Origin of the sequence: Kineococcus sp. DHX-1 (assembly GCF_042473625.1) — a bacterium.
Classification (GTDB): domain Bacteria; phylum Actinomycetota; class Actinomycetes; order Actinomycetales; family Kineococcaceae; genus Kineococcus.
Window position 1 is genome coordinate 3877372 of record NZ_CP170445.1, and the last position, 12462, is coordinate 3889833.

Here is a 12462-nt window from a genome sequence, read left to right on the forward strand (position 1 = left end):
CTACGCCGTGTGATCAGGCACTCGGCGGCCGCTGCGGGCGTAACTATTGCACCCTTTTCCCGGCGGCGTCTGTGGTTGTCACGCAGGCGGCCGAACGGGGGTGAACGGCCTGCTGCGAACGTGTGAAGTTGTCACGCAGAGCCCCCGGTCGGCCTGCGGGAACTCCGTCGCCGGTCCCGCCGCGAGCCTCCTCCGCCTAGCATGAGGCACCGCGGGGGGACCGCGACGGCAGGCCTGCGGGGACGACGGACAGTCGCACGGCGACGCACGACGCAGGGCCGGGCCGCACAGACGGGGGGTATCGACGCGTGGACGACGCGCAGCACCGCACGGACGACACGGGTCACTCCGGCCACGGGGGCGGTTCGTCGACGCACCGTCACCGCCTGGGTACGGCTGGCAACGGCGCGGGAACTCCCGGTGCCGGCGCCCGCGCGGGAACCGGTCTGCGCCGGGTCGCCCCCACCGTCCGCCCCGCCACCCCGGGACTGCGCGCCGGTGCGGCCACCGCCGCCGCTCGCCGCGCGGACGCGTCCGGGACGACCAGCACCGCGGACGCCCGCGTCATGACCGGCGTCACGATCGTCATCGTCGCCCTCACCGTGCTGCAGCGGTTCGCGCTGCCGCTGGGTTCGCCCGTCCCCGTGACGATCCCCGTCGTCGCCGCCGTCCTCGGGTACCTCGCCTACCACGGCCACGTCCGCGACGACGGTGCGTCGGTGCGCACGTACGCCCTCGCGATGGGGGCCCTGACCGTGTTCGCCCTGGTCGACATCGTCTGGCGCGGAACGGGTTCGCTCACCTCGCTGCTGCTGCTCGTCGTCACGTGGGCCGCGTTGTGCTTCCGCGTCGACGAACGCCGGTTGCACCTGTTCCCCCGCGTCCAGCGGCGGTTCGAGACGTTCATGCTCGTCTTCGCGGCCATCGGGATCCTGCAGGTGCTGGTGCAGTTCGCGGGGATCTGGTCCTACACCGACCTGCTGCGCAGCGTCGTGCCGCAGAACCTGCTGTTCCAGGGCTACAACACGTCCTACCCGATCGAGTACGGCTCCCCGGTCATCAAGGCGAACGCCTTCGTGTTCGTCGAGCCGTCGGTGTTCTCGCAGTTCCTCGCGCTCGCCCTGCTGTCGGTCCTCAGCCGCGGCAAGGAGTACTGGCGGGTGGCGGTGTTCGCCGTCGCGCTCGTCTGCACGGTCACCGGGACCGGGATCATGGTCCTGGGTTTCGGGCTGATGGTCCTCGCCGTCCGCCGCGGGGGGCTCTGGGCCGTCCGCGCCGCCGTCGTCCTCGCCGTCGCGGGCGTCGCCGCGCTGCTGTCCCCCGTCGGGCCGATCCTGCTGAGCCGGACGGGTGAGGCGGGGCAGACGAACTCCTCCGGCAGCCTCCGGTTCGTCCAGCCGTACGAGTACCTGCTCAACCGCTGGTCCTCGGACCCCTGGTCGATCCTCACGGGTCTGGGCCCGGGACAGGCCGACCGGATCTCCGACGCGATCTTCGCCGAGACCGGGTTGCCGATCAGTTTCGCCGGGGCCGTGAAGATGGTGCTCGAGTACGGGGTGCCGGCGTCCGTGCTGGCCGGGGTGTTCCTCTACGTCGCCGTCGTGCGCCGCTCCCCCGCACCGACCGTCGCCCTCGCGGCGATCTTCCTGAACGCGGTCACGTCCTCGAGCTTCCTGGCCGCCAACATCTTCTACGTCCTGCTGCCGATGGCCGTCCTGTTCGTCGGCCGGCGCACCGAGCTGTCGGTCTGGGAACGCCAGCGCCGGCAGGTCGAACAGACCCCCGGCCAGCACGCGGCGCCGTTCCCCGTGACCGTGCCGTCGTGGAACCCGACCCCTGGAGGAACCCGATGAACCACCACCTCGCCGCCCTGCGCGGTGACCTCGAGCACATGGTGGAACCCGAGGGCCGCTCGACGGGATCGTGGCTGCCGGACGTCCTGGCGCGCGTCGCCCTCGTCCCCCGGGTGCGCGCCGTCGTGCAGCTGCGCGCCGCCCAGGCGGTGGCGCCGCGGTTCATGCCCGCCGCGCACCTCCTGCAGGCGCGGGCCCTGCGCTCGGCCGGCGCCGAGATCTCCCCGTTCGCACAGATCGGCCCTGGGCTGTGCCTCATGCACTCGACGGGCATCGTCATCGGCCCGTCCGTGCGCATCGGGCGCGGCCTGCGGATCTACCAGAACGTGACCCTCGGCGACGGCTCGACGCCGGGTCAGCCCGTCGTCGGTGACGACGTGACGATCGGCGCGGGGGCCTGCGTCCTCGGTGGGGTGAGGGTCGGGGACCGGGCCGTCATCGGCGCCAACGCCGTCGTCACCAAGGACGTGCCGGCCGACCACGTCGCCACCGGCGCCCCCGCCGTCTCCCGTCCGCGCAAGCGCGGCAGCGACCCGCGGCTGGACGCCCTGGCCCGCGAGGCCGGCGTGGAGCTCACCGCCGTCTGAACCCGCACGCAGAACGCCCCCACCGGTGTCCGGTGGGGGCGTTCTGCGTGCTGGGCCGGTCCCACGGCCGGCCCCACAGCCTGTCCCGTTCCTCAGGAGCATGGGACCAGGTGTGGGAACGGCGCGGCGGTCACCAGGACGACGCCTGAGCCGGTCTCACACCCGGTCCCACACCGTCGAGGCGTGCGACCAGGCGTGGGGCCGGGTGAAGGACCGGTCAGCCGGCGTCGGCGGGCGTGGTGGCGGGCGCCTCGGGGACGGGCCGCCGGACGTGCTTGCGGACGGAGACGAACCACCAGGGCGCGACGATCCAGAACGCCGCCGCGATGCCCCACGCGGTGCCCTGGGCGCCCCAGGTGAAGGCCCCTATGGTCGAGAACGTGACGAGGAAGAGGGCGAAGACGAGGTGCAGTCGCATCGTCACCTTCGCGCCCTCGGTGGCGTACAGCACGGCCGCGCAGCCGACCGTCACGGCGGACCCGGCCTGGCCGACGATCGTGGCGAGCAGGACCGTCCGCGCACCGTCCCAGGTGTCGCCGAGGACCATCTCGCCGACGGACGTGGGCAGCAGCAGCGTGATCGCGCCCCACACCGCACCGACGACGAGCACGAGCCCGGAGATCGCGACCGCGGCGAGCTGCCACGTCTTCGGGGTCATCCGCGAGCGGCGGCGCACGAGCTCGGGGACCGCGAAGCTCATGAGGCCCGTGGACACGATGGTCGCCGGGACGGTCAGGAGGTTCGCCCCGCGCAGTGCACCGGCCGCGTCGATGGTCGTGACGGCCGCGGCGAGGACCGGCGCGAGCTGCCCACCGGTCTGGATGATGACGAACTCGGGGACGAGGTAGCGCGTGACCGAGGACTGCTCGCGCAGCCAGGCCCAGGCCATCGAGACGCGGGGCTTGAGCCGCAGGACGACGAGACCGAGCAGCGAGGCGAGGTAGGCCGCGCCGCCCCAGACCGCGGTGAACGCGGCGATGTGGTTCTCGTCGGTGACCAGGACGAGGATCCCGAGGCCGGCGAGCTGCAGCACGACCCAGCTGACGTCCATGGAGAACGCCGCGGCGGGCCGCAGGCGCGCGAAGAACACCTGCCGCCAGGCGTCCTGCAGCATGAGGCCGGGCAGGACGAAACCGAGGGCGATGAACACGTGGGACAGCGACTCGCCGAACGGCAGCAGCCAGCCCATGAGCACCAGGACGACGCCGACGAGCGCGCTGCCGGACGCGGTGAGCGCGACGGCCGAGCCGGCGGCGCGGGAGAACTCCCGGTCGTCGGCGTCGGCGAAGCGCATGGCCACCGGCGACGTCGACAGGGCCCGGAAGAAGCCCGTGGAGATCGAGAACACCGAGAACGCGATCGCGAAGGCGCCGAAGACGTCCTTGGTGAAGGCGTGGGTGATGACGAACTGGATGAGGAAGTTGTTCAGGCTGGCGACGACCTGGTCGCCGATGTTCCACAGGCTGCGGGTCATCCCCGCGCTGCGGAGCCTGCGCAGCTTGCCCAGCGGTCCGGACCGCCCGCCCGGCGCCTGCTCGACCTCCACCACGCCGTCGAGGTTACCGGCGGTCACGCCGTCCTCGGCCCCGCGTCACCCGTTGCGCCGAAGCGCTTCAGGAACGCCGCCTTGCCGTTGGGGGCGTCGTCGAGCGTCATGCCCACGCCACCGTCGGGGACGTTGAAGTAGGCCTGGTAGCGGACGTCAGCGCTCACGACGGCGTCGGCGATCTGGTCGATGAACTCGGGGCTGTCCCCGCCGCCCTGGGTCTTGCCCTCGGCGACCATCGCCCACTCGGGGATGCTGATGGGCTTGTCGTGCTCGGCGGCGAAGGCGATGACGGCCGACAGGCTGTTGACCTTGGCGTCCTTCTCCTCCCACCGGGCCGTGGGGTCGATCGGGGAGATGTAGGAGTCGTAGACGTCGACGCCGATGATGTCGACCCAGTCGTCCCCGGGGTACATGTCGGCGATCTCCACGGAGTCCTGCTGACCCTCGGCGATGTTGAAGTCGATCTCGAACGCCGTGCCCTCCACGGCCGTGACCGTCTCCACGATGCGGCGGAAGTAGGCCTTCCACTGCTCGCGCTTCTCCTGCGTGTCCCCGATGTAGTGCGTCTCGTACCAGTCGCCGTTGAGCTCCCAGCCGAGTCGGACGATGGACCCGCCCAGCCCCTTGGAGAGGAGGTTCTTCGCGAACGTCGTCCAGTGCTCGTCGTACTCCCCCGCGGCGCCGCGTTCGCGCCAGTCGTCCGGCGGGTCGGCCGGGACCAGGCCCGTGGAGATGACGAGGGTGCGGTTGTCCGGGTCGTCGCGGACCCACTGGCCCCAGTCCTGGCCCTCCTGGGGGACCATCGCGAACCACGGACCGGAGATCGCCGCCCAGTTGGCGTCGGAGTTGAACACGACGACGCAGTCCAGCGGCCGGCCCAGCCACTCGCCGAAGGCGGCGGCCGCGGCCGTCTCGTGGGTCTGGATGCCCACCCACTTGGTGTCGAGGTCCTCGGCGGGGACGGCCTGCTTCGGCGTCCAGGCGGGCTTGGGCGTGTTGTGGACGGGAGCGCTCCCGTCGCGCGTGGCCCAGTACACGCCGCCGCCGGCCGCGACGGCCAGGACGCCGAGACCGGCCCCGATGACCTTGCGCCGCCCGTGCTTGCGGGGCTCCTTGGAACCTCCGGTCGCGGGGCTCTCCTGGTGCGTCGTGTCCACCACTGCGCGAGTCCGCCTCTCCCCCTCGGACGGAGCTCTGCGCCCTGCGGCACCGTGTGCCGGCCGGCGTGTCCCGAACCCCGTCACCGTCGACCGCACCGCCCCCCGGCCATGCGCGCACCGGACCGGTGCAGGCACGACTGTAGGTGAGTCCGGGACACTTTGACGCCACGTGAGAGTGGCCGTTCACGGAATCTTCGACCGTCCGGCCGCACCTCGTGACCGCCTGCGCCCGAACAAGTACCAGCAGTGACGAACCGGTACCGAAACCACCTGCGGGCGAGCCGGTCCGGGTGATCGTAGGCTGACCGCGTGGGTCGTTTCGAGAACGTCGCGGACCTCGCCGCCATCGCCCCGGAGTCCGTCGCGCTCGACCTGGCCTGCGGGCAGGGCCGCACGACCCGGGCCCTGCTGGCCGCCGGTCCGCGCCTCGTGCACGCCGTCGACGTCGGCTCCACGCTCGACGACGACCTGCTCCTGGACCCGCGCGTGCGGGCCCACATCGCCGAGCTCGACGCGCTCCCCCTGGAGGACGGCAGCGTCGACGCGGCCGTGAGCCTCAACGCCGTCGAGCACCTGGCCGACGTCGGCGCCCACCTGCACGAGGTGCACCGCGTGCTGCGGCCCGGTGGGACGGCCGTGCTCGCCCACTCGGACTGGGACACGGCGCTGTTCACGAGCGACGACGACGACCTGACCCGCGACCTGCTCGACCGCTTCGTCGCGCACGTCCCCGCGCAGGGGGCCAGCACCGACGGGTTCGCCGGCCGCAAGCTCCTCCGGCACGCCGCGGCGAGCCCGTTCACCGTCGAGTCGGTGCACTCCTGGGCCGACCCGCACCGCCGCTTCGACGAGGGGTCCGTGGCGTGGAAGGTGGCCACGGGCATCCTCGCGGCCGCCGGCGACGACCCGGACCTGGCCGCCCGCGCCGCCGGCTGGGTCGAGGGGCTGCGGCGGGCCGCACGCAACGGGACCTTCCTCTTCGCGGTGACCGACGTGGCGGTCGTGCTGCGCAAGTGAGGAGCGCCGACTCGCGGAACCACGCGACGGGCGTCACCGTTGGAGCCTTCACAGACGACGCACCGCGTGCAGCGGTCGAGGAGGTCACGGTGGCAGGCCTGGTGGGCAAGCTGGGGCAGTTCCTGAAGTCCCCCGAGGGCAAGCGGGTCACGCAGCAGGCGCAGCGGGCGCTGAAGGACCCCGCGACGCGACGCAAGCTGACCGACGCGGTCTCGAAGTTCCGCGGTGGCTCCGGCGGCTCGGGGACGGGCACCCGCACCCCGCGCTGACCGGGTGAGCCCGCGGGTGGAGCGGTGAGGGCCACACTGACGCGAGGTTAGAGTTCGTCGGTGCCCTCCGCCCTCGCCTCGCCCGGTGCTGCCCTGCGCCGGCCGTCGTGGCTGCGGTCCGTCCGGGTGCTGCGCACCGAGGTCCTCGCGGGCCTCGTCGTCGCGCTCGCCCTCGTGCCCGAGGCCATCTCCTTCTCCATCGTCGCGGGCGTCGACCCGCGCGTCGGGCTCATCTCCTCCTTCGTCATGGGCGTCACGACGTCGTTCGTCGGCGGCCGGCCCGCGATGATCTCCGCCGCGACCGGGGCCGTCGCCCTCGTGGTGGCGCCGCTCTCGCACAGCCACGGCGTCGGCTACCTCATCGCGGCGATCCTGCTCGCGGGCGTCCTGCAGATCGCGCTCGGGCTGCTCGGCGTGGCCCGCCTCATGCGGTTCGTGCCCCGCAGCGTCACGACGGGGTTCGTCAACGCGCTGGCCATCTCCATCTTCATCGCCCAGCTGCCGAACCTGCGCGGCGCCGGCGTCACGGGCTACGCCGTCCTCGTCGCGGGCATCGCGCTGCTGGTCGTCGTCCCGCGGTTCGTGAAGTCCGTCCCCGCCCCGCTCATCACCGTCGCGCTGCTCACGGTCCTCGTCGTCGTGCTCCACGTCGACGTGCGGACGGTCGGGGACGACGGCGCCCTGCCCCGCACGCTGCCGACGCTCGGCCTGCCCGACGTCCCCCTGACCCTCGACACGCTGCGCACCATCGCCCCGTTCTCGGTGGGGGTCGCGCTCGTCGGGCTCATGGAGTCGCTCATGACGGCGCAGCTCGTCGACGAGCTGACCGACACCCGCTCGTCCAAGACGCGCGAGTGCGTCGGGCAGGGCACCGCGCAGATCGTCACGGGGCTGTTCGGCGGGATGGGCGGCTGCGCGGTCATCGGGCAGACGATGATCAACGTCAAGGTCTCGGGCGCCCGCACGCGGTTGTCCACGTTCCTCGCCGGGACGTTCCTGCTCGTCCTCGTCGTGGGGTTCGGCGACGTCGTCGCGCAGATCCCGCTGGCCGCGCTCGTGGCCGTCATGTTCCTCGTCTGCTACGGCGCGTTCGACTGGCACAGCGTGCGGCCGGCGACGCTGAAGACCATGCCGCGCAGCGAGACCGCCGTCATGGTCGTCACCGTCGTCATCGTGCTGCTGACCCACAACCTCGCCTACGGCGTGCTCGGCGGGACGCTCCTGGCGTGCGTGCTGTTCGCCCGCCGGGTGGCGCACCTGGTCGAGGTCCGGCCCGGCGCCGAACCCGGTACGTACTCCGTCCACGGGCAGGTCTTCTTCGCCTCCTCCGGCGACCTCGTGACGCAGTTCGACTACGCCGCCGACCCCGAGCGCGTGACGATCGACTTCAGCGACGCCCACGTGTGGGACGCCAGTTCCATCGCGGCCCTCGACGCCGTCAGCCGCAAGTACGTCGAGCACGGCAAGGAAGCCGTCATCGTCGGGATGAACCCCGCGACCGCCGCCCTGCACGGACGGCTCGCGGGGCGCGTCACCGGGGAGTAGGGGCGCGCCGCCAGCGGACGACGGACACCGTCGCGGCGACCGTCCAGGTGACGGCGACGAGCACCCACAGACCGCCACGGGGCGCGAGCCACGCCCACCAGAGGGCGGCCGTCACGTCCTGCAGGGCGGCGGTGACGCCGAGGTCGCGGCGGGTCGGGGGCTGGCGCACCCCGACATCCTGCCCAGGGCACCGGGGACTGCGACACACTGACCCGGTGCCGAAACGATCTCCCCGGCCCCGGTGGCACGAACGCAGCCGCCTCGTCCGGATGTGGCGGCTGGCCCGCACCCGCCGTCCGCGCACCTTCACCGAGAAGGTCCGCTACAAGATGCTCCGCGACCACCGTCCGCTGGTCGTGACCTTCGCCGACAAGGTCGCCGTCCGCGACCACGTCACGGCCGCCGTCGGCCCGGACCACCTGCCCGCGCTGATCGCCGTCTGCGACGACCCGGCCGACCTCGCGGCGGTGGACCTGCCGGAGTCCTACGTCGTCAAACCCAGCCACGGCAGCGGCGCCGTCGTCGTCGTGTCCCCGCAGGCCCCCGCCGACGCCCGGCTGCCCGTCGCCCACCACAGCTGGGTCTACCGGCACGTCCGCCCCGAGCACGCCGACCGCGACCACCTCGTCGCCATCGCGCGGCACTGGACGAGCCAGCTCTACGGGCAGGGCCCGAACCGCGAGTGGGCCTACGGCCACGTGCCGCGGCGCGTCGTCGTGGAGGAGCTGCTGCAGGGTCCCGGCGGGTCGGTCCCCGACGACCTCAAGCTGTTCGTGGTCCACGGCCGCTGCCACTGGGTGCAGGTCGACTCGGGCCGGTTCGGGCACCGGACCCAGGACTTCCACCGTCCCGACTGGGAGCACCTGCCGCTGTCCGGCGGCCCGCCCTGGGCCGACCCGCCCCACCCGCGGCCCGAACACCTCGCCGAAGCGATCGCCCTCGCCGAGCGCCTCGGCGCGGGCACCGACTTCGTGCGCGTCGACCTCTACGTCCTGCCCGACCGCGTCGTGGTCGGGGAGCTCACGAACTACCCCGCCGGCGGCGACAGCCCCTTCCACCCCGAGCACTGGGACGCCGTCTTCGGGGAGCCCTGGAGCGTCCCGCGCCGCTACCGGTAGCCGTCACTGCGCGTGGTCGGGGTGGGGGGTCAGCGGGTCATCCACCGCTCGGGGCCGGAGCCGGCGCGGGCGGTGCGGGCGCGCTGGGTCTGCTCGCGCAGGAGGCGCGCGGCGACGTCGGCGGCGAGGTGGTCGACGCGGGGGCTGACCTTGCCCGGCGTGGAGTGCAGGCGCACGCTCGCCAGTCCGAGCCTGCGCTGCCACGGGCCCTGCTCGAGCCCGAGGCTCTGCGTGCGCGCGTGCGGGACGACGTCCAGACCGCGCACGACCCGGCCGCCGCGGGACAGGAACGCGTGGTCGGTGGTGAGGTAGCCGCGGCGGCGCCAGCTGATCCAGTCCAGCCAGCGCGCCTGCCGCGGGACGGTCGTGAAGCCGCCGTCGGTGCCGGACCCGGTGAGCCCGGCGCGCACGACGTCGAGGGCGGAGCGGTCCTCGGTGGCCAGGTCGGGCAGCACGATGCCGAGGACGAGGCCGAGCTCCTCGACGGTCCCGACGGGCAGCAGCGTGGTGCTGCGCTCGGAGCCCGAGCCGCTCTCGGAGGAGTAGCCCGCGACGTTGACCTCGACCCGCCACCAGCCGGAGCGCCGCCACAGCAGCGGCTGGGTGATCCGCAGCGCCTGCACGCGGCCGGGCGGCACGGTCTGCGAGCGCTGCTCGAGCAGCCCGTGGGTGAGCCGCAGGCCGTCCGGGCTGTCCGCCACCGTGAAGTTGAAGCCGGTGCTGAACCGTTGCCAGACGGCCGAGACGAGGCCGAGGACGACGGCGGCGGACCCGAAGAGCGGGGTCGGGCTGCGCGCGAACCAGCACCCGACCGCGATCCCCACGAGCACCAGGACCATCCCGATCGTCAGCCCGGACTTCAGCGTCGAGGTGATGAGCCGGGTGGCGGGCACCTCGACGACCTCGCGCTGCGGGGCCTCCGGTGCCTCCTCCCCCTCGGCCACGACCAGACCGGCGGCCGCGGCGAGCAGGGCGTTGCGGACGCGCTGGGCCTCCTCCTCCTTGAGGTAGGCCAGGGAGACCTTGCTGCCGGAGCCGCCGGCGACCTCGAGCTGCAGCTCGGCCAGGCCGAAGAGGCGGCCGAGCAGGGGGCGCACGACGTCGACGGCCTGCAGGCGGTCGAGCTGGGCCCGCCGCTGCTGGCGCCACAGGATGCCGCGCTCGACGTGCACGGCGCCCACGCCGCCCTCGTTGTCGATCCGGTAGCGGGTGCGCCGCCACGACAGCGCGCTGAACCCGGCCCCGACGAGGGCCAGCGCGAGGACCCCGCCGAGGACCGCGAGGGTCAGGACCCAGCCGGGCAGTTCCAGGCGCAGGAGGTCGTCGACGTTCTGCCCGACCACGACGGCGAGCACGGCCGCGACGACCTTCCACGCCCGCAGCACCGGGGTGACGGGGTGCAGCCGCTTCCAGCCCGGGTCGGCGAGGACCGCGCGCGTGGGGGCGTCCAGCCGGTCGGCGACGCCCTCGGGCAGCACCTCCAGGACGGGTTCGTCAGGGCCGGGCGAGCTCACAGCCCCGCCAGCCGGGCCTCGCCGCGCGCGGCCAGCCGGTCGCGCAGCCGGGCGGCCTCCTCCGGCCGCAGGCCCGGGATCGCCGCGTCGGTGTCCGAGGAGGCGGTGTGCAGCTGCACCTTGGCCAGCCCGAACTTCCGGTCGACCGGGCCGGCCTCGACGTCGACGTACTGCAGGCGGCCGTAGGGGACGACGACGAGCGTGCGGAACAGGATGCCGTGGACGACGAGAAGGTCGTCGTCGCGCTCGGCGTACCCCCAGGCCCGCGCCTGGCGGCGCGCCCAGGAGAAGTCCCAGAACCACAGCGGGACGACGACGAGGAGCCCCAGCCAGACCCACGGCGTGACGAGCACCGCCACGACGGCGACCACCACGGTCGCGACCGCGGCGACGACGCCGCCGACGACCCGCTGGGCCGTCGCCCACCGCGGGTCGATCCGTTCCCAGACGACGTCGGCGGGGGCGAAGGGGTCCACGTCCCCCGGCCGGGCCGCCGAGGGGGAGGTGGTGGGATCCGCGTCGGCCATGGCTCCCACCTTGTCAGACACCGTCGCGCGGAACCTCCGACCAACGGCTGGCCCCGCGTTGCCGATCGGGGCGGGCGTCGGCGAGGCTTCGAGGGTGATCACCGACGCGGAGGAGCTCGAGACCGGTGTCGACGACGTCATCCGGTTCGAGGGGGTCGCCAAGCGGTACGCGCGGCAGCAGTCCCCCGCGGTGACCGACCTGACGTTCTCCGTGCGCCGCGGTGAGCTGGTCGCGCTCGTCGGCCCCTCGGGCTGCGGGAAGTCGACGATCCTGCGGATGGTGAACCGCCTCGTCGAACCCACCGCGGGCCGGATCGTCGTCGACGGCCGCGACAGCGCCCACGTCGACGCCGTCACGTTGCGCCGCGGCATCGGGTACGTCGTGCAGGCCGGCGGGCTGCTCCCCCACCGGACCGTGCGCCGCAACGTCGCCACCGTCCCGCGGCTGCTCGGCTGGGACGACGCGGTCGCGGCCCGCCGCGTCGACGAGCTGCTGGACCTCGTGGGCCTCGACCCGCAGGTGTACGGCGACCGCTACCCCGCCCAGCTCTCCGGCGGGCAGCAGCAGCGCGTGGGCGTGGCCCGGGCGCTGGCGGCGGACCCGCCCGTGCTCCTCATGGACGAACCGTTCGGCGCGGTCGACCCCGTCGTGCGGGACCGGTTGCAGACGGAGTTCCGGCGCATCCAGACGAGCCTGCGCAAGACCGTCCTGTTCGTCACGCACGACCTCGACGAGGCGGTGCGGATCGCCGACCGGATCGCGGTGTTCTCCCCCGGCGGCGTGCTGGAGCAGTTCTGCGACCCACGGACGCTGCTGTCGGCGCCGGCGTCGGAGTTCGTCGTCGAGTTCGTCGGCTCCGACCGCGGGTTGCGCCGGCTGGCCGTCACGCCGGTGCGCGTGGAGGACCTCGCGAAACCGCTCGTGCTCGCCCCGGCCGACGGGGTGGAGTACGCGGCGACGGCCCTCGACCTCGACGGCGGGCAGCACGCCGTCGTCCTCTCCCACGGACGGGTGCTGGGCTGGGTGGCGCGCGGCCGGGTGCGCAGGGCGGCCCGCTCGGGCGCGCGGGACGCGCGGGTGGGGGACCTCGTGGAACCGTTCACCGCGAGCGTCCCGGCGGACGCGGACCTGCGCTCGGCGTTCTCCCGGCTGCTGGCCCAGGAGGCGCCGTTGCTGCCCGTCCTCGACGGGCAGGACTACGTCGGCGCCCTGACCCCGGACGTCGTGCACACCGCCCTGCGTCGGGACGCGCCCGAACCCCGCGCCTGACGCCCTGCGGCGCAGCGGTTCCCGCACGACCCCCTACCCCGGGGGTACGGCCG

The 12462-nt window shown here is 73.6% G+C and carries 12 protein-coding genes; 7 read left to right on the plus strand and 5 right to left on the minus strand.

The window, feature by feature from the left end:
* Positions 1-308: 308 nt before the first annotated feature.
* The gene (locus tag ACFEMC_RS18615) at positions 309-1853 is read left to right on the plus strand and encodes a hypothetical protein (RefSeq protein ID WP_380171005.1); all 1545 of its coding nucleotides are present in this window, start codon (positions 309-311) and stop codon (positions 1851-1853) included.
* Entirely contained in the window at positions 1823-2440 is a 618-nt protein-coding gene (locus ACFEMC_RS18620) for a serine O-acetyltransferase (protein ID WP_380171006.1), read from the plus strand. Before ACFEMC_RS18615 ends, ACFEMC_RS18620 begins: the two co-directional genes overlap by 31 nt.
* Positions 2441-2657: 217 nt before the next feature.
* Here ACFEMC_RS18620 and ACFEMC_RS18625 read toward each other — a convergent pair whose 3' ends face one another.
* Both ACFEMC_RS18625 and ACFEMC_RS18630 read right to left on the minus strand, forming a co-directional pair.
* On the minus strand, positions 2658-4013 hold the full coding sequence (locus ACFEMC_RS18625) for a hypothetical protein (protein WP_380171007.1): 1356 nt from the start codon (positions 4011-4013) through the stop codon (positions 2658-2660).
* Positions 4010-5149, minus strand: a complete 1140-nt coding sequence (locus tag ACFEMC_RS18630; protein ID WP_380171008.1) for a glycosyl hydrolase — start codon at positions 5147-5149, stop codon at positions 4010-4012. Before ACFEMC_RS18630 ends, ACFEMC_RS18625 begins: the two co-directional genes overlap by 4 nt.
* A 309-nt stretch (positions 5150-5458) precedes the next feature.
* Between ACFEMC_RS18630 and ACFEMC_RS18635 the strand changes: the two genes are divergently transcribed.
* The 3 genes from ACFEMC_RS18635 to ACFEMC_RS18645 all read left to right on the plus strand — a co-directional run bounded on the left by ACFEMC_RS18635 (position 5459) and on the right by ACFEMC_RS18645 (position 7980).
* Entirely contained in the window at positions 5459-6166 is a 708-nt protein-coding gene (locus ACFEMC_RS18635; RefSeq protein ID WP_380171009.1) for a methyltransferase domain-containing protein, read from the plus strand.
* A gap of 89 nt (positions 6167-6255) precedes the next feature.
* Entirely contained in the window at positions 6256-6435 is a 180-nt protein-coding gene (locus tag ACFEMC_RS18640; RefSeq protein ID WP_367636659.1) for a hypothetical protein, read from the plus strand.
* Between the two features lie 60 nt (positions 6436-6495).
* Entirely contained in the window at positions 6496-7980 is a 1485-nt protein-coding gene (locus tag ACFEMC_RS18645) for a SulP family inorganic anion transporter (protein ID WP_380171010.1), read from the plus strand.
* Here the strand turns inward: ACFEMC_RS18645 and ACFEMC_RS18650 are convergent.
* Positions 7967-8149, minus strand: a complete 183-nt coding sequence (locus ACFEMC_RS18650; protein WP_380171011.1) for a hypothetical protein — start codon at positions 8147-8149, stop codon at positions 7967-7969. The genes ACFEMC_RS18645 and ACFEMC_RS18650 overlap by 14 nt on opposite strands.
* 46 nt (positions 8150-8195) lie before the next feature.
* On the opposite strand from ACFEMC_RS18650, the gene ACFEMC_RS18655 reads away from it, so the two are divergent.
* Complete coding sequence (locus tag ACFEMC_RS18655) at positions 8196-9098, plus strand: ATP-grasp fold amidoligase family protein (RefSeq protein WP_380171012.1); 903 nt, start codon at positions 8196-8198, stop codon at positions 9096-9098.
* 29 nt (positions 9099-9127) lie between these two features.
* Here the strand turns inward: ACFEMC_RS18655 and ACFEMC_RS18660 are convergent, their stop codons facing one another.
* Positions 9128-10612 (minus strand): PH domain-containing protein, encoded by a 1485-nt coding sequence (locus ACFEMC_RS18660; protein ID WP_380171013.1) that lies wholly within the window; start codon positions 10610-10612, stop codon positions 9128-9130.
* Positions 10609-11139: a PH domain-containing protein gene (locus tag ACFEMC_RS18665; protein WP_380171014.1), complete on the minus strand. Its 531-nt coding sequence runs from the start codon at positions 11137-11139 to the stop codon at positions 10609-10611. The genes ACFEMC_RS18660 and ACFEMC_RS18665 overlap by 4 nt, the downstream gene beginning before the upstream one ends.
* 94 nt (positions 11140-11233) lie before the next feature.
* On the opposite strand from ACFEMC_RS18665, the gene ACFEMC_RS18670 reads away from it, so the two are divergent.
* On the plus strand, positions 11234-12409 hold the full coding sequence (locus ACFEMC_RS18670) for an ABC transporter ATP-binding protein (protein WP_380171015.1): 1176 nt from the start codon (positions 11234-11236) through the stop codon (positions 12407-12409).
* Positions 12410-12462 lie beyond the last annotated feature (53 nt).

Coding starts and splice junctions, on each gene's coding strand:
- ACFEMC_RS18665 (WP_380171014.1), bottom strand. CDS start 11,139: ATGGCCGACGCGGATCCCACCACCTCCCCCTCGGCGGCCCGGCCGGGG.